The 16,717-nt window shown below is 66.0% G+C and carries 13 protein-coding genes; 6 read left to right on the forward strand and 7 right to left on the reverse strand.

Annotated elements, in window-relative coordinates; all coding sequences use genetic code 11:
• Positions 1 to 486: 486 nt before the first annotated feature.
• Positions 487 to 2,187, reverse strand: a complete 1,701-nt coding sequence (locus tag FAF44_RS29285) for a hypothetical protein (protein ID WP_237106524.1) — start codon at positions 2,185 to 2,187, stop codon at positions 487 to 489.
• A gap of 307 nt (positions 2,188 to 2,494) precedes the next feature.
• On the opposite strand from FAF44_RS29285, the gene FAF44_RS29290 reads away from it, so the two are divergent.
• Positions 2,495 to 3,577 carry an integrase core domain-containing protein gene (locus FAF44_RS29290; protein WP_237106525.1) on the forward strand — a complete coding sequence of 361 codons (1,083 nt, stop codon included), beginning with the start codon at positions 2,495 to 2,497 and terminating at the stop codon, positions 3,575 to 3,577.
• 134 nt (positions 3,578 to 3,711) lie between these two features.
• A complete protein-coding gene (locus FAF44_RS29295) occupies positions 3,712 to 5,079 on the forward strand; it encodes an IS1380 family transposase (RefSeq protein ID WP_237106526.1) in 1,368 nt (455 codons plus the stop codon).
• Between the two features lie 188 nt (positions 5,080 to 5,267).
• Here the strand turns inward: FAF44_RS29295 and FAF44_RS29300 are convergent, their stop codons facing one another.
• Genes FAF44_RS29300 through FAF44_RS29310 form a run of 3 tightly spaced genes read right to left on the reverse strand, consistent with a single transcriptional unit; the run spans position 5,268 to position 8,324 of the window.
• Complete coding sequence (locus FAF44_RS29300) at positions 5,268 to 6,203, reverse strand: class I SAM-dependent methyltransferase (protein ID WP_237106527.1); 936 nt, start codon at positions 6,201 to 6,203, stop codon at positions 5,268 to 5,270.
• 35 nt (positions 6,204 to 6,238) lie between these two features.
• A complete protein-coding gene (locus FAF44_RS29305; RefSeq protein WP_237106528.1) occupies positions 6,239 to 7,483 on the reverse strand; it encodes a Gfo/Idh/MocA family protein in 1,245 nt (414 codons plus the stop codon).
• Positions 7,484 to 7,493: 10 nt separating this feature from the next.
• Positions 7,494 to 8,324, reverse strand: a complete 831-nt coding sequence (locus FAF44_RS29310; protein WP_237106529.1) for a thioesterase II family protein — start codon at positions 8,322 to 8,324, stop codon at positions 7,494 to 7,496.
• A 314-nt stretch (positions 8,325 to 8,638) separates the two neighbouring features.
• Here FAF44_RS29310 and FAF44_RS29315 point away from each other — a divergent pair, with 314 nt between their 5' ends.
• Together FAF44_RS29315 and FAF44_RS29320 are read left to right on the forward strand one after the other, a co-directional pair.
• Positions 8,639 to 10,435 (forward strand): ABC transporter ATP-binding protein, encoded by a 1,797-nt coding sequence (locus FAF44_RS29315; protein WP_237106530.1) that lies wholly within the window; start codon positions 8,639 to 8,641, stop codon positions 10,433 to 10,435.
• Entirely contained in the window at positions 10,432 to 12,204 is a 1,773-nt protein-coding gene (locus FAF44_RS29320) for an ABC transporter ATP-binding protein (protein WP_237106531.1), read from the forward strand. Before FAF44_RS29315 ends, FAF44_RS29320 begins: the two co-directional genes overlap by 4 nt.
• A gap of 32 nt (positions 12,205 to 12,236) precedes the next feature.
• Here the strand turns inward: FAF44_RS29320 and FAF44_RS29325 are convergent, their stop codons facing one another.
• Genes FAF44_RS29325 through FAF44_RS29335 form a run of 3 tightly spaced genes read right to left on the reverse strand, consistent with a single transcriptional unit; the run spans position 12,237 to position 15,364 of the window.
• Positions 12,237 to 13,382 (reverse strand): 2-oxo acid dehydrogenase subunit E2, encoded by a 1,146-nt coding sequence (locus tag FAF44_RS29325; protein ID WP_237106532.1) that lies wholly within the window; start codon positions 13,380 to 13,382, stop codon positions 12,237 to 12,239.
• Positions 13,375 to 14,376, reverse strand: a complete 1,002-nt coding sequence (locus FAF44_RS29330; RefSeq protein ID WP_237106533.1) for an alpha-ketoacid dehydrogenase subunit beta — start codon at positions 14,374 to 14,376, stop codon at positions 13,375 to 13,377. Before FAF44_RS29330 ends, FAF44_RS29325 begins: the two co-directional genes overlap by 8 nt.
• Before the next feature lie 4 nt (positions 14,377 to 14,380).
• Positions 14,381 to 15,364: a thiamine pyrophosphate-dependent dehydrogenase E1 component subunit alpha gene (locus FAF44_RS29335; protein WP_237106534.1), complete on the reverse strand. Its 984-nt coding sequence runs from the start codon at positions 15,362 to 15,364 to the stop codon at positions 14,381 to 14,383.
• Positions 15,365 to 15,480: 116 nt separating this feature from the next.
• Here FAF44_RS29335 and FAF44_RS29340 point away from each other — a divergent pair, with 116 nt between their 5' ends.
• A complete protein-coding gene (locus tag FAF44_RS29340; protein WP_237106535.1) occupies positions 15,481 to 16,230 on the forward strand; it encodes a thioesterase II family protein in 750 nt (249 codons plus the stop codon).
• Positions 16,227 to 16,717, forward strand: a 491-nt coding sequence (locus FAF44_RS29345) for a condensation domain-containing protein (protein WP_237106536.1), incomplete at its 3' end; no start/stop codon positions are given. The genes FAF44_RS29340 and FAF44_RS29345, both read left to right, overlap by 4 nt.

Here is a 16,717-nt window from a genome sequence, read left to right on the forward strand (position 1 = left end):
TTGACCATTCAATTGGTGCTGTAAATGCGTCTTTGGGCTTGATCTCAAGCTGCCCACTCATGGCCTTGCGAGGCGCCGTGGGCAGGTTCACCGTCGACGTGTTAGATGCAAATTCTGGGTCATGCGGGTTCTTCACGTGTGACGTTCGGCGCCTCGCGCGGCCACGCCTGCTGATCTGCGGGCCAGGACCGCCCAGACCGAAGGCTTGCGGCTCATCGAACTGGCCACCAGAAGAGGCGAGATCAGCGGTCGGGGTACCTGCGGGCGCCTGGATGAGGGGGACGGCAGCGCTGGCCGTGCCTACCGTCGAAGGGAGTCCGCTACGAGCAGGCACGACGAGAAGTAGAAGGGACGACACCGCCTGGCAGGCCACCGCCACCTGCTGCATCAGTGCCAGGATGTCGGTTGCATACTGGTGGACCAGCCGATCACCCACCGTCCGGGACTCAGCTCAGCACGCCCAGCATAGAAGTTCTGGATAGGCACTTAACTTACGTGGTGACTATGCTTCATGGCAGTTCGCCGTTGACTTCTTCCTTTAGCTGGGTCGGCAACTATTCCCGGCAGCACGCGATCCACCCACGTGTGATCGGCACCCATGTCTAGGAGATCATGACGTATTCCCTCAAGGAGCTTGAATGAGTGGTTTCCTATGGATCGAAACCTAAGCTGCAGGGTGCCTGGGCGCGCCTTATCTTGATGTTCCAGTATAAGTCGACATTGCCGATCATAGTGGTCGTCGCAGTGACATGACCGACAACTGCATTCTATCAAGATTATCTTGAGCGGAATTCCAAAAGAAGAATCCGTCAACTTCTTGATGAATGAGTCATGGTCCATTGGCGAATCAAGGTGATGATCCAGCTCAAATGCCCACTCGTTCGAGTTATCCCAATAGCGAATCGAGTAGGGAGAGGCTGTTGTATGGAAGAGTGCGACGCGGCGAAGTAGGCCGCTTCCGATCCAGGCAGCATCATGCGATGAGGTAACACGCCCAGCATGGTGGTCGAGCTGATCTGCTTCGATGGCGGCTAGCTCAACCTGTGATCCATTCCACAGAGGTCGACCACCAGAGTCTAGGCATGCGGCTTTATGCGCCTCCAGCAGTGCCCTCCACTCATCCGGTGTTGGCCCGGCGAGAATCACCTCTGCGCTAGTTCCGGCAAGGGTGAAGTGCGCACCTTCTTCGCTGATGTCGATGACTCGGAGGCCGGGGATGGCCATCTCATGGCATGACCCACGATCGACAGGTAAAATGCAATCAAGAGTGTACGCCGCTAATTCGAGCTTTCGCTCGGCAAGAGGAAGTTGGTCAAGATTAACGATGATTCGATTGGCGGAGGGCTGAATCTGAGAGATCCCCGCCGGATGAGTGTAGTAGTCATGGCGCCCTGGAAGATGAAGCAGAATCTGTGATTCTAGTATTTCTTGGTTGCCGCTAGCGGCGGCAGGTATAGGGGATTCGGGGTTAGATGTGATGGCTCGCCGTGCATCGGCGAAGCTTTCTCCGGTGTATGCAACACGTTCGCGACCAAGGCGTGCAACGAAGTCTAGAGGGAGGGCACTTCTTAAGCGAGCGGAGCGTGGCCCCTGAGCATCGCCCAGTTCTTCCGGCGACAATGCTTGGATCTTTCTGTGACCGATCACTTCCGCAAGGACATCGCTGGGAGTGATGAAGGCGGAATAGGCGAAACGAACATCGGACAGCTCCAGAAGGCTGCAGATCTTCTTGTAATGCCAGACCCGCCAATTCTGTAGTGGGAGGGCCTTCTCGCGAACAATCTTGGCGACTTGCTTATTGAACCGATCGATTCCTCCACTCCCCGACACAGCTGACAAGGCAACATTGGTCGCGAAGATCAGATGATCTGGGAAACGCCCACGGCGAACCCGCTGGATATTGCTATCCGCCCATCGCTCCATCTCGGAGCGCACTTGACCAAGGAACCATGCCGTATCGTGCTCAACGTTCCGAGGTCTTTGGAGAAACTTCGCTTGCACGACGATGTATCCCGTCCAGGGGGCGTCCAGGCCTGGATAGATCGACGATCCGTTGATCGTGGCGTCGCGTCCTCCGTCAGGGCCAGGTCCGTATACCTCTAGATCGGCCCCTAGTACTTCGTGAGCAAGGGCTTGCACGAGGCTCTCGAACTGACCAGTATCAAGGCGAGTGAGATCAAAGTCCACATTGGCAGTATGCACCGGCACCCCGACATTTCCGGGTGATGCTCGGATTGCCGAAGACGGTGCGTGGTGGTGGCTGGCCGCGCTGCGCGGCCTGCACCGAGGCGTGCTCGCCGGCTGCGGTGGGTGGACATCAGCCTGGAGACCCGTGAAGTCACCTCGTCCAGCAACTCCCAAAAGCGAGGCCAGCCAGCGCACGATCGTCTTGGACACCGAAACGATCCGCCTGTTGTACCGCTTCATAACTCATCACGTGGTGCTTGATCTGCGGTTTTGACCTCCAGGTGCCGCGCAGGCAAGATCGCGGTCTGTGTCGGTTCGTTTGCTGTATCTGACCTTGATTCGGGTGTTCGGTTGGCTGGTGTTGCTGGGTCGTGGTCAGGCGTCCAAGGACGTCGAGATCATGGTGCTCCGCCATGAGGTGGCGGTGTTGACGCGCCAGGCCGGCCGGCCGAAGCCGGACTGGGCCGATCGAGCGGTCCTGGCGGCCATGGCCCGCTTCCTACCGACGGTGCTGCGAGCTCATCGGCTGGTCACCCCCGGCACCTTGTTGGCCTGGCATCGCCGTTTGATCAAACGCGCGTGGACCTATCCCCACCGCGCTGGCCGTCCCGGAACAACCAAAGAGGTCCGGGAGCTGGTCCTCCGGCTGGCACGCGAGAACCCGAGGTGGGGGTATCGACGGGTCCACGGTGAGCTGGTTCGCCTCGGTTTGCAGGTCAGTGCAGCAACCGTGCGACGGATCTTGCGTTCGCGCCGTCGCGGTCCGGCTCCCCGAAGCTTCGACACCTCCTGGCGGACCTTCCTACGTCTGCAAGCGAAAGGACTGCTCGCCTGCGACTTCTTCCACGTCGACACGATCTTCCTGAAGTGTCTGTACGTGTTGTTCGTCATGGAGGTGGAAACACGACGCGTGCACGTCCTGGGCGTAACTGCCCATCCAACCGGCGCGTGGACGGCTCAGCAGGCCCGCAACCTGCTCATGAATCTCGGGCAGAGGATCGGTTCGTTCCAGTTCCTCCTTCGTGATCGGGATGCCAAGTTCACCGCCACCTTCGACGAGATCTTCACCAGCCAGGGCGTCACGGTGACGAAGACGCCGCCGCGGACACCTCGAGCCAACTGCTACGCCGAGCGCTGGGTGCGCACCGTCCGAGCCGAATGCACCGACCGGATGCTGATCTACGACGAACGTCACCTGAGATCGGTCCTGGAGGAGTACACCGAGCACTACAACACCCATCGACCGCACCAGTCCCGGCAACAACGCCCACCCGATCAAGACGAGCACGTTGTGGTGCCGATGGAAGGCCGGATTCAGCGCCGAACGGTGCTCAGCGGAGTCATCAACCTCGGGTATTCAGCCGAGGGAGCCGGCTCTGCCCGAACATGAGAAAAGGTGCCCCTGACCTGCAAGGATTTGGGTGTCGACGCCATATCCAGTGCAGAAGCAGGTGCACCTTTCTGGTGAACGAGCGTACCGGGTGGGACCGCCGGTTGTCTGTCACAGCCGACGGAAAAGGGCTGGTGGGTCATGCGGGAGCGGTGCTGCTGCACAAGCTCGCCGACCGGGTCGGGCTGACCGAGGCGCTCGGCAGGCTGTGGCCGCATCGGCAGAGCGCGACCTGGCGGGAACGCGCGCACGTCCTGGTCGCCCTTGCCGCGGCGATCACGTGCGGCGCACGGAGCCTGCTGGAAGCCGAACGGCTGCAAGCTCACCAGGCGGCGCTGTTCGGAGCGGCACCCTCGGACTCCACTACCCACCGCGCCCTGGCCGGCCTGGACGAGACCATGCTCGCCCATATCGCCAAGGCGCGGGCAAAGGTACGGCGCCGTGTCTGGCAGCTGCTGCACCTGCGCCCGGGCGGCTTCCCCTGGCTGACGGTGGCCGGCAAACGGCTATGCGGCTGGATCGTCATCGACATCGACGCCACCATCATTACCGCCGCCTCCGACAAGCACGGCGCGGCCGTCACCTTCAAGAAAACGTACGGCTTTCACCCGCTGGCCTGCTGGTGCGCCAACACCCAGGAAGCGCTGGCGATGCTGCTGCGGCCCGGAAACGCCGGCAGCAACACCGTGACCGACCACCTGCGGGTGCTCACCGACGCGCTGGCCCAGATCCCGAACTCCTGCCAAGCCAAGATCCTCGTTCGTGTCGACGGCGCGGGCGCCACCCACGATCTGCTGGTGCATCTGGAAGGCCTGAACACCGCCCGCCGCACGGTGCGGTACCTGGCCGGCTGGATGATCACCGACCTCGACGAGCAGGCCATCGCCCGGCTGCCCGCCACCGCCTGGACCGAGTCCCTCACCCAGGACGGCGACCTCCAGCCCGGCTACCACGTCGCCGAACTGACCGGCCTCAACCAGCGCACCGGCTGGCCCGCGGGCATGCGACTGCTGGTGCGCCGGGTCCGCCCTTCGGCCCGCCACCGCAAGAGCCTGACCGCCTTCGAGACCCGGACCGGCTGGAAGTACTCGATCATCGTGACCAACATCGGCCGGATGTGGGGCATCGCCGGCTCCCACCACCCGCAATGGCTGGACGCGCTGGCCCGCGCGCACGCCGTGGTCGAGGACCGGGTCCGCGTCGGCAAGGCGATGGGCCTGCGCAACCTGCCCAGCAAGGACTGGACCGTCAACCAAGGATGGGTACTGGCCGCCAACCTCGGCCACGACCTGGACTGCTGGCTGCGCCTGCTCACCCTGCACGACCAACCCGGCCTGGACCGCGCCGAACCCGACGCCATGCGCTACCGGCTCTACCACCTGCCCGCCCGGCTGGCCGCCCACGCCCGCCGCCGCCATCTGCGCATCGAGCACACCTGGCCCTGGGCCCAGGCATTCGTCCTGGCCTGGCAGCGCCTCACCGACCTGCCCACTCTCACCTGAGAGCCGGACCCGACCACGACAATCCAGGAAGGAACCCCATCCGGGCCCGTGGAACCCGGCGCCCCCGCAGTGTCATGCGACGGCCCGCCCCGACCGCACCGGGGACATTACGGGCAAACCCGCGAAGGCGCTCACGCAACCCAACCAGCTGAAGAATCGAGGTTAAGGGGAGCCGTTGACAGCCGGCATTACATGCGCAGTTGCGCGCGGAGATCGGCCATCGCGCTCTGTTCCACGCTTACCCCGTAGGCGGTGACGAGGTGATTCATCAGCATGGCCGCGTGCCCCTGCTGCAGGCCCCAGTCACTCGCGGCGAAAGTCTGAAGGAGTCCGTCGCGCATGACGCCGCAGGCCGTGGGTTCGTCGCAGTCCTCAAGCCAAAGGTGCAGATCGGCCGATGATGGCTCTCGAGGCGTCTGGTCATCCGATGCTTCGTAGAGCATATTGGCGCGCCGGAGAGCGATCAGGGAATGCAGGAGGTCCTCGTCGAGGGAAGGTTCCGCGGATGCGCGTATCATCTTGCGGTGGCGCCATTCCTCCTTCGATCCTCTGGCGTCCATCCGCTTATAGGCGGCCCATTTGCTGGTTTCCGCCAGCACATGCCATCGATCATCTCGAGTCAGGAAATAACTGATCATCGCTGGGCCGATGAAGAGAAGGTCGTCGATGACGACCACACCGCCCTTACGCAGGCTGCGGGCGCCGTAGTACCAGTCGATGATCGGCATGGGGAAATGGTGGCTGCCGTCGATGAACAGCAGGTCCAGGTCATCCAGTCGCAGCCCGGGAAGCACATCGTCGGATGAGCCGTTGAGCAGTTCGACGTTGGTCAGGTCGATGCCGTGGGTCGCGGCATAGGACCTGAACCGGTCGATCTCGTCGGCCGAGTTCACCACGCAGGTGTGACGGGCGCCCAGACCGGCGAACAAGGCCGTGGACACTCCGAGCCCGGTTTCCAGCGTGACCGCACCCGGAGTGATCAGGTCGGCCATGAGGTAGTAGCACGCCGCTTCGGTGTGCCAGGTTTGGTTTGGCTCCATATCGGCGGAGCCTCCGTGCACTCGGGGTGGATCGGCGAGAATACGATCTACCCATCGTCGTGACGCTGCGTGGAATTCCGCCATGGCCAGATCCTCTCTCCCGGCTGCCACCGGTCCGGTCATCGTGTGGAAGCCGTCTCGGCCCAGGGACGCGGCGGTTCCCCCGCGGCCCATGACATCGGCTTGGGAGGCGTGAACGTTGTCGTCGGCCGGCTGATGGCCCCCTTGTTCGCCCGCGCGATCTCCAAGGTGACCTCGAGAACGTGCAGCGCACGATCGACGCCCAGCCTGCTGCGACGTCGCCCGCGCAGTTCGGCGGACAGTTCGGCGACGCCGCGGGCGAAATCCATGTTGTTCGCTCCCACTCTCGACAGCGCCGAAGGGCCCGGCCGGACCGGTGGATAGATTTCGGGGTACCCCGACTGGCCCCGCCGGACGACGACCGGGGAGGCGTAGTCCCAGACGCTCTGGACGATGAGAACGCCCTCGTCGCCGATGATCTGCAAGGAATGCCGCCGAGGCGCGACGATGCTGTTGGTCACGCGCGCGACCAGCCCATCGACGGCCGTTTCGCTCGGGCCGAATCTCAAACAGGCCACCGAGAAGTCGGGCGCCGGTGTCTCGCCCATGGCCGCGAAATGAGGGTTGGGCGCAAGCGACGCCGCAAAGGCGGTGAGCTCGGTGACCGGTCCGAAGAACGTGGTGAGCCAGTCCAGGGCGTACGCCGCGTGCTCGATCGTGCATCCCGTGCGGAACTCATCCATGTAGGGCCACGGCGCCCCCGAAGCGCTGACCCACTCGTGATAGTGCTCGCCCAGCACATAGCCGTCGTCGAGCTCCGCGTACGCGAGCAGGGGCGTTCCCACCGCGCCGGCGCGCAGGGCCTGCCACGCCGTCTGCGCGGGCTCTCCCAGGACGCTGGCCGGCGCCGACGCCAGGCCGAGGCCGCGTTCCGCCGCCAGCTCCACCAGATGTCTGGCCTGGGCCAGCTCGGTGGCCAATGGTTTCTCCACGTAGACGTGTTTGCCGGCCAACAACGCGGCCTGGCTCACGGGAAAATGGTGGGCGGGGTTGACCAGGTTCACCACGATATCCAGTGACGGGTCTTCGAGCATCGCAGCCAGCGATGGGTATTCCGGTACCCCGTAATGTGCGGAGAAGGCCCGGCGGCGGTTCTCTGCGCGGTCGAAGACTCCGATCAGCTCCAGTTCCGGGTGGTTCGGCAGGGTCGCCGCGTATAGGTCCGCCACATAGCCGCAGCCGACGAATCCAATTCTCATGTGCAACCTTTCGCGTTCGAGTGGCGCCGGAACCGGTACGCCGCTCACCCGGTCGTTCCCGATCGGCTCGCGCCCGTCACGCATGAGCACTACCTCACGGCTCGATGCCGGACGGTGGTATCTCCTGGCTGAGGATCTTGGCCAGCGCATGTGGGTCGCCGCGGAGGAGCCAGTGGTCGCCGGGCACGAGCCGCAGGCGGAACTCGGCGCAGGAGTACTGCTTCCACTCGGCGTAGTACCCGGTGTCGAAGACATGGTCGTCGCGACCGGCGAGCACCGTTATGGGGATGTCGAGCGGGTCCATGTCGTCGCGGGGCAAGGACCTGCCGGTCAGGAGGGCGAAGTCGGCACGTATGGTCGGCTCGAAGAGCTCACGGGCATCGGGTTGAGCGGCGATCTCGTCCGGCAGCCCGCCTAGGGTGGCGATGCGTGACCAGAACTCCTCTGACGGCGCGCGCAGTAAGTCGTCGTCCGCCTGCACGCGGTGGGGCGGTAGGAACGAGACGATGACCAGGCGGGACGGCGGCGTGGCCGCCCGCCGCGAGAGCTCGGCCGCCACGAGGTAGGCCAGCACCGCGCCCGCACAGTAGCCGACGATCCCGTATGGCCGCCGATGGTTGCGGTAGCGCTGTAGCGCGTCGGCGAGTTCCGTGACCAGCGGTCCGAGATCGGTTCTGGGCGGTTCGGGAAAGCGTGCCTCGCGGCCGGGTAGGTTCGCTCCCCAGAGGTCGATTCGGCCGGCCGCTTCCGACGCGCAGGCGGCGAAGCTTCCCGCGCCGGCCCCCGCGTTGGGGAAGGCGAAAACCTGGATGGGCGCGGACACCGGCGGAGACAAGGGTAGGAACCAGTCCGTGGCGCTGGGAGCGGTGCGCCGGAAGTCCGCGGCGAAATCGGGGTCGGTCTCGTCTCCGGTCACGTCCGTCATCGTGCCTCCGCGACACGTCGAGAACAGCGCTGCGGTCGCAGCGGACACCGCATCGAGTATTTCGTCGTTTCCGATTCGGAGCGCGTCCCATAAACCTGTTACGTGTCATTGATCGCCCTCGTGCCTAAGCTGATCGAGCCATCGCGATTCGCGGCTGCAGACACGTTTCCGCCATCGCAGGAGCGGTTCGGGAAATGCTGGAGATGCGGTTGAGGAGTCGGCTGTCCACATGGACTTCGGAGCGTTGGGCGGCGGCACGAGACTGGCTTGCCCTGGCTCGGTTGCTGCCCCAGGCCGGCGTACTCCCTACGGCCGTGTCGGTGCTGCTGGCACTGCTCTCCGGCCTGCTTCCGGTGGGTTTCATCCTCGTCACGGCGCGGATAATCGACATTCTGGACGGCGGTCGCGGATCGGTGACGGACGTGACGGCCGGCGCCATCCCGGCGCTGCTGCTGGCGCTGGCCGCGTTCTCGCTCCAGCATGTCCTGGCGCCGTTCGAGTCGGCGGTGGGCACGCTGGTGGCACGGCGCATCGACGATCATCTGTCCGTCCGTTTCATGACGGCTGCGCTGACGCGACCGCTGGCGGCTGCGGAGCGGCCGGAGGCGCTCACCAAGGCGTCGGACATCAGGTTTGGCTTTCTCAACGACTGGCAGACTCCTGGTCTCGGGGCCGCCGCCCTCGGCCCGTTGCTGGCGCGCTATCTCCAGCTCGGCTCCGCGTTGGTCGTGCTGGCTATGGTCCTGTCCTGGCATGTCGCCGTTCTCCTGGGCATCGCGGCCCTGATCCTCCGCCACGGCCAGCGCAGCTCGCTGGACCGTTTCTCGGAAACCTGGGAAGGCCTGGCCGCGGCCCGCCGTCGCTTTCTGTACCTTGAAGCGCTCGGTACGGAGAACGAGTTCACGAAAGAGGTGCGCTCGTTCGGCCTGTCCGGCTGGCTGGACGAACGACACCGGCGCGAGTCCGGAGACTATCTTTCGCGGCTGTGGGCCGCTCGGCGGCAGATTTACCTGAAACCGTTTCTCGGGTACACGCTGCTCGGGCTGATCATCGCGGTGTTCGCCTTCTGGACGACAGCGGGCTCGCCCGATTATCGGCATGACGTTCTCGGTCTCGCGGTGGCCATTCAGTGCTTGCTCATTCCACTCCGTTTCGGCGTGCATTTCCCCGAGTGCGACGTGCCCGCCCAGCTCGGCCTGGTCGTCCATCGGTCGATCAGGGAATACTGCGCTCCTCTCGCACCGGACGCGACACGAGAGCGGACCAGCGGACCGCCGCCGGAGCCCGGCCTTCGCCGTCCGCCCTGCGTGGCTCTGGAGAGGGTGCGCTTCGGCTATCCCGGGGGCAAGCAGGTGCTCAAAGGGCTGGACCTCACGTTGTCCTCCGGCCAGTCAACTGCAATCGTCGGCCTGAACGGCTCGGGAAAGACCACCCTGGTCAAGCTGATCTGCGGGCTCTACGCGCCAGACGCGGGACGGATCATCGCGGACGGAACCGACCTGACCACCCTGGACGGGCATCGGTGGCGCCGGCACATCGCCGTGATGCTGCAGGACTTCCTGCGGTACGAGATGAGCGTCCGGGACAACGTTGCACTCGGACGGAGCGTCCGGGTGGACGGCGACGAGATCGACCGTGACGCGGTGGATGACGAGGTGATGGAGGCCCTCACCAGCGCCGGCGCCGAAGAGATCGTAGCCGGCCTGCCTCACGGCCTCGACACCATCCTTTCTCCTCAGTACACGCGAGGAGTGGGCCTGTCGGGCGGGCAGTGGCAGCGCATCGCGCTGGCCCGCGCCATTTTCGCGGTCCGCCGAGGTGCGTCCCTGCTAATCATGGACGAGCCGACATCCCAGCTCGACATCCGGTCCGAGGCCGCCTTCTTCGATCGTTTCCTCGACCTGACCGAGGGACTGACCACGCTGGTCATCTCGCACCGCTTCTCCACCGTCCGCAGGGCGCGGCACATCGCGGTGCTCTCCGGCGGCGTCATTGTCGAGAAGGGCACGCACGAGGAGCTGCGCAGGCGCAAGGGCGTGTACGCCAGGATGTTCGACCTGCAGGCGGTGCGGGCGGGCGCCGCCTCGCCCGCGGCCGGTGAGGCGCGATGACGAGCCTGGCCGCGATCCGGCTTCTAGTGCCCCTCGCCGTGCGGGTCGACCGACGCCGACTGGTGCTGTCCGCTCTCTTGATGGGCATGGGTTACCTCGCCACCCCACTCGTGGCGCTGAACCTGAAGCTGTTCACCGACGCCATCTTGCGTGGCGAGCAACGGACGGCGTTCGCCCTGGTCGGATCGCTCGGGCTGCTCATCGTCGCCGAACTGATGTGCGCCCATTTCGCGCACCTGTCCTACTACGAGTTGTCCGAGCTGTGTCAGTCGGCCCTCAACTCGCGGCTGTTCACGGCGGCTAACGACGACGTGCCGCTTGAACGGCGTGAGCAGCCCGACTACGCCGACATGCTGCATCTCGCGCAGACAGGCCTGTGGCGGACGACCGGCGCCATCGAGGCCCTGCTGCAGTTCAGCGGACTGGTGATCCAGCTGCTGGTCAGCACCGTGTTGATCGCCGGAATTCATCCGGGGCTGGCGCTGCTCCCCCAGCTGGCCCCGTTCCTGCTGGTCTCCGGTCACCTGGCCGAGCAATTCGGCAAGCGGGCCGAGCAGCGGGCCGCCGAGTCGGGCCGGCAGGCCAGACATCTGCTCAAGCTCGCCGCCTCGCCCTCCGGCGTAGTGGAGTTGCGGATCGCCCGGATGGAACGGGAGGTCATCGGTCGGTACCGGCAGGCACGAGAGGCGGCTGGCAACATCCTCTGGTGGGGCCGTTTGCGTGCCGCCGTGATCCGCGGGCTCGGCCAGGTCCTGTTCTCCCTGGGCTGCATCGGGGCGTTGTTCCTGGTGTTCACGCAGGTGGCGGTGGGCGACGCCACGGTGGGTGACTTCGTTCTCGCGCTGGCGCTGGTCATTCAGGTAGGGACGCAGGTCGCCAGCGGGGCGAGCCTCTTCGGCGTGCTGCAACGCACTGGGCGGACGGCCGAGCAGTTCGCCTGGCTCAGCGCCCAGGGCGAGAACGACGCCCGTCCCCGGGTGCCAGTGCGTCCGGGTTCCGGCGCAGATGGCATCACCTTGCACGAGGTGTTCTTCACCTACCCGGGCCGGTCGATCCCGGCAGTACGGGAAATTTCGGTCAAGATTCCTGCGGGTAACGTCGTGGCGATCGTGGGTGAGAACGGCTCGGGCAAGAGCACGCTCGTCAAGCTGCTGTGCGGCCTGTACGCCCCCACCAGCGGCCGGATCCTGCTCGATGACGTGCCCGGTGACGGGCGACGCGGCGACGGTCCGTGGCCCGTCGCCGCCATGTTTCAGGACTTCGCCAGAATTGAGCTGACGTTGCTTGAATCGGTCGGCGTCGGCGATCTGACGCGGATGTCGGGGATGACCGTGACCGAGGCGCTCGGCAAAGGGGGTGCGGAGACGCTCCCGGGAGCGCTGCCGGACGGGCTGCTGTCGATCGTGGGAACCCGGTACGCGCAAGGCGCCGAGCTTTCCGGCGGCCAGTGGCAGAAGCTGGCTCTCGCCAGGACGTTCATGCGGCGGTCCCGGCTGCTCGTCCTCGACGAGCCGACCGCCGCGTTCGATCCTTTCGCCGAACACGAGCTGGTGTCCGTGCTAACGGACGCCGCACGGGACGCCGCTGGGAGCGGCGGTGTCACGCTGGTCGTCTCGCACCGGCTCTCTATGGCGAGGATGGCCGACCTTGTCATGGTCATGGACGAGGGTCGGCTGGTCGCGTACGGCACCCATGAGGAGCTGCGGGCGGAGGGCGGCCTCTACGCGGACATGATCGCCAGGCAGGCGCACGCCTACCACGAAGACTGAGCGGATCCCGACGCGGATCGGGAACGACGCCGTCAGCCGTCGCCCTCCCAGTCCAACTCCTCTGGAGCCTCCAGCATCGTCTTGATGGCGCGCAGGAAGCGCACCGCGTCGCCGCCGTTGACCAGGCGATGGTCGTAGGTGAGGCCGAGGTTGCAGATCTTGCGCGGCGCCACTGCGCCCTCGTCGTCGAGCGCGAGTTCCTGGCAGATGCCGGCGAGTCCCACCACGCAGACGTGGCCGGGGTGGACGAGCGGTCCCGCCAGGACGACATCGGGATCGTTGTGGAGGGCCAGCACGATGTTGGCATCGGAGAGTTCACCCGGGCCGAAACCACGGTCCTGCACGGCGCGGGTGCGGTAGTCCAGCAGGATCTCGCTGATCCGCGTGATGCCGAGCTGTCCCACCTCACGCACCACCGGAACGAACAGGCCGTTGCCCACGTCGATGGTCAGGCCGACGTGAGCGCCCGTGGCGGGCCGTACCGTGTTGTCGCCGAGGGGGGTGACGAAGAACAGCGGGAACTGCGCGGGCAGCCAGCCGATCGCCTTCACCACCAGCTCGGGCAGGCCGATCAGTCTGCGCGTCCGATGGGCCAGCCGGCCCGCGCAAGCCAAGGCCCGGTCGACGTTCACCTTGACAGCGACGAAGCCGGGTGGGATCGTCCGGTGCGACTCGCTGACGACCTCGGCCACCGCCCGCTGGTTGCGCGGCAGTTCGCGCCGCTCGACCTCGGGTTCCGGCTCGGCCGTTCGCACGACTCGCGCCACGTCCGCCCGTTTGATCACCCGTTTGCCCAGGTTCCGCAGCCGCTCGGCGGAGACGCCATGCGCATCCGCCAGTAGGCGAGCCGAGTTGGTCAGGACCGGACCTTCCACCGAGCCGTCGCCGTCCTCGTCATCGCCCCCGTCGCCGTCGCGCCGGGCGCGGAACTTCTCGTAGGGAGTCGGTCCCGGGAACAGCAGGGCCAGGACGTCATTATGACGGCACTCCGACCGCGCCGGGCGCACGTGATGCAGGATGCCGTCCCGCTCTGCGGTCACCTCCGTCGCCGTCTTCGACGTCTCGACCACGGCGATCGGCTCGCCGTGCCTGACCCACTGGCCCTCCGCGCACAGCCATTCGACGAGGAGGTACGTCTCGTCGTTCGCGTTCAACCTCGGGACCGCTACCTCATGCATTCGCGAGGGACTCCTTCACGGCGCGGCGAATCGTGCTGTCTTGCACCAGCACGCTGCGTTCGAGATGCGCGGCGGCCGGTATGACGCTGTCGCGCGCGTGCACCAGCCGGACGGGGCGGCCGAGTCGCCCCCATAGCAGGCCGTGGATGGCGTGGGCCAGGTCGGCGCCCCAGGTGCCGCCCGCTGTGCTGTCCTCCACCACGCAGATCAGCCGGGACTGACGCAGCAGGGGAAGAACCGGCTCGAAATCGAAGGGATAGAGCTTGGCCGGCACCAGGATCTGACAGGTGAGTTCATCCTCGATCAGCATCGACCGCGCCGCGGAGACGGCGCGATGGACGAGCCCGCCCGGGCAGATCAGGACGCAGTCGGGGTCGTCGCCGTCATCGGCCCAGACGCGGGCGACGGTCCCGCGGGCGTCCAGGTGGTCGAACGAGAACAGGTCGTCGACGACGCCGTTCAGGTACATGCGGGAGGTGTACAGCACTTTGTCCTCGAAGAACAAGCAGGGCCCGCCCGAGGCGATCATCTCGTGGAACGTGGCCAGGCTGTCCCGGAAGGGCGACAGCTCGTACAAGGACAGCCCCGGTACTCCCATGAAATGCTTCTGCAGGCTTTGGCTGTGTGTCGGCCCGTAACCGCGCCGGCCTCCCGTCGGGCAGCGGACGATCAGGCGGATGGGAACCCACTGGCCGTACATGGTGACCGACTTGCTGGCGAAGTTGACGATCTGGTCGAAGGCCAGCGTGACGAAGTCGCTGAACATGACCTCGACGATGGCCTTGTTCCCGGCCAGTGCGAGTCCGCCGGCCACGCCGACGACGGCGCTCTCGCTGATGGGCGTGCTGAGGACCTGGCCGGGATACCGGCTGGACAGCCCTTTGGTCGCCTTGAACGCCCCCCCGTACGGATCTGCTAGGTCCTCGCCCAGTAGGTAGGTATTCGGGTCGGCGTCCAGCAGGCCGCCCAGAGCCCGGTTGAGGTTCTCAACCACACGTTCAGAACGCATTGGATCCCCCAGAGAGCGGCCTGGCGGCCACCGCGTCGGCCACTGCCGCCACCCGGGTCCGTTGACGGCGGTCGACCGCGCCGAACCGTTCCGGCATCGCCTGCCGGAAGCGCACGTACCAGTCGTGATCCGCCGCCCGACGCAGGGCGACCCGGTCACGGGTGTCGTCGCCCTTGCTGTGCGGGCCGACGCGATAGGTGTCGAATTCGACGATCAACGGCATCGGGGTTTCGCGCACCTTCCGTACCAGAGGGCCGAGCTCCGCGCGGATGACGTCCGGGAGGATCGAGTCGCAGAAGTGGTAGCCGATATCGAAGGCGGCCGCCCGGTCGGCGATAGTGCCGGCCATGTGCGCGGACACCTCCGTAGACTGTGCGATCTTGTTGTTCTCCACGACGACGAGCAGAGGCAGGCTCCAGAGCCTGGCGATGTTGAGCGTCTCGTAGACCACTCCCTGCCCCCACGTGCCGTCCCCTATGTGGACGAGGGCCACCTCGCCGGGAGACCTCCGCTTCAGGTGCAGTGCGACCCCCGCGGCTACCGGAAGGCTCTCCCCCTGCACCCCGGTGGACAGGAACCGGTCTCGCAGGATGTGCTGGCTGCCCCCCACACCGCCGCAGACCGCGCCCGAGCGGCCCATGATCTCCGCGAGCAGGCCGTCCGGATCGTCGAACCGGGCCAGGTAGTGGCCGTGCCCCCGATGGTTGCTGAAGACGTGGTCGCCCGCCTTCAGCAGGGCACCCAGCGCCACTGGAATATATTCCTGCCCTAGGCATGTGTGCGTGGTCCCGTGCAATCTCCCCTGCTCAAACAGCTCCAGCAATTTGTTCTCGAAATGACGGATCAGTAAGAGCCGCTCCAGGTCATGTTCGCTCACCGAGAACGCCCGCGCTGGCGAGCATCCGGCGCCACGAAACGCCCGGCGCGATTCGAATGTCCGGGCAACGCCCGCCTCCGGCTCGACAGCGCCCATGGCACGGACGTTACGTGACCTCAGCTCCGGTGCCGAGTCACCGAAAATGGCCACATGGCACCCTGACTGGAATATGTCATGCTCCCCTATGGACCGAGGCCGGCGATGCGAAAGGAATGGAATTGGGGTCCCGTGATTGGTTTTTCCCGCTGGTCGCCCATAAAGCTCCGGTACGGGTCTTCTCCTTTCCACAGGCCGGAGCGGGTTGCGCCAAACTGGTCGACTTCGCGAAGGCCGCGGCTCCGGACGTGACGGTGTGGGGAGCGAACCTGCCGGGTCGCCAGGCGCGTCTGGAAGAAGAGGCGCCCCGTAACCTCGACACGCTCATCGACACCATGGCCGACGAAATCGTCGCGTTGATCGAGGGCCGATACGCGCTCTTCGGCTACTGCGGGGGCGCCCTGCTCGCCTTCCTCGTGGCCAGAGCGCTGCGGCAGCGCGGAACGGAACCTCCGGCATCCTTGATCGTGGCCTCCTTCGAAGCCCCGGACATCGGCCGGCGGCCGCCCGACGTCTGTAACCTTCCCGCTTCCCGTATGTGGGCGCGGCTGGTGGAAGAAGAGGTGGTCCCCGCCGAGACGGCCGTCGACGAGCGCCTGCGCCGCATCAGCGAGTCCGCGCTACGGGCCGACCTTCTACTGCTCACGCGGTACGAGCATCGCCCGGCGCCGCCCCTGCCCTGCCCGGTGACCGTGTGCTTCGGAAAGGACGATCCCACCCCCCGGGGCGCATGGCTGGGGTGGCGGCGGCAGTCGGCCCGGCCCGTCCGGCTGCACCCCGTCACGGGGCGTCATTTCCTGCTCGACGAGGCCGGCGCTGAGCTCGCCGCAGCGGTCGTGGCAGCCGTGGCGGATGCGGACGGATGATGATGAACGACGCCGGCCCCGCCTCTCAGCGCCTGTCCCCGGGAGAGGCGGCCCTATGGCTCCTGCAGCAGGTCGCACCCGGACAGGGCATCGCCAATCTGGGGATGCGCATCCAACTGCCCGCGCCGGTGCGGTGGTGGCCGCTCCACGAGACGATGTCATGGATCATGGCCAGGCACACCGCGCTGCGCAGTTGCTTCCCCGCGTGGGAAGGGCTTCCCACCCGGGTGGTGCGGCCGCTGGAGGAGATCGACTTCGCGATCGACGTGCTCGACGCTGGGCCGGACGACCTCGATGAGGCGTTGCGCGAATACGCGGCCCGCCCGTTCGACCTCGGCCGCGCGCCGCTGCTGCGGCTGGGCCTGTCGCAGGGCGAGTCTCGCCCGCCGGTTCTCTGCCTGGTCCTGCATCACCTGATCTGTGATGGAGCCGGTCTCGGCGTGCTGTTCTCGGAGATCGAGCAGGGCTACGCCGCCTTCTCCCGTAC

This window comes from Nonomuraea sp. MG754425, assembly GCF_021699195.1.
Classification (GTDB): domain Bacteria; phylum Actinomycetota; class Actinomycetes; order Streptosporangiales; family Streptosporangiaceae; genus Nonomuraea.

Bases quoted from the DNA above. Each gene is read 5' to 3' on its own strand.
- FAF44_RS29335 (WP_237106534.1), bottom strand. From the start codon at position 15,364: ATGGGCGCTGTCGAGCCGGAGGCGGGCGTTGCCCGGACATTCGAATCG.
- FAF44_RS29320 (WP_237106531.1), top strand. From the start codon at position 10,432: ATGACGAGCCTGGCCGCGATCCGGCTTCTAGTGCCCCTCGCCGTGCGG.
- FAF44_RS29325 (WP_237106532.1), bottom strand. From the start codon at position 13,382: ATGCATGAGGTAGCGGTCCCGAGGTTGAACGCGAACGACGAGACGTAC.
- FAF44_RS29310 (WP_237106529.1), bottom strand. From the start codon at position 8,324: ATGACGGACGTGACCGGAGACGAGACCGACCCCGATTTCGCCGCGGAC.
- FAF44_RS29305 (WP_237106528.1), bottom strand. From the start codon at position 7,483: ATGCGTGACGGGCGCGAGCCGATCGGGAACGACCGGGTGAGCGGCGTA.
- FAF44_RS29340 (WP_237106535.1), top strand. From the start codon at position 15,481: ATGGAATTGGGGTCCCGTGATTGGTTTTTCCCGCTGGTCGCCCATAAA.
- FAF44_RS29300 (WP_237106527.1), bottom strand. From the start codon at position 6,203: ATGGCGGAATTCCACGCAGCGTCACGACGATGGGTAGATCGTATTCTC.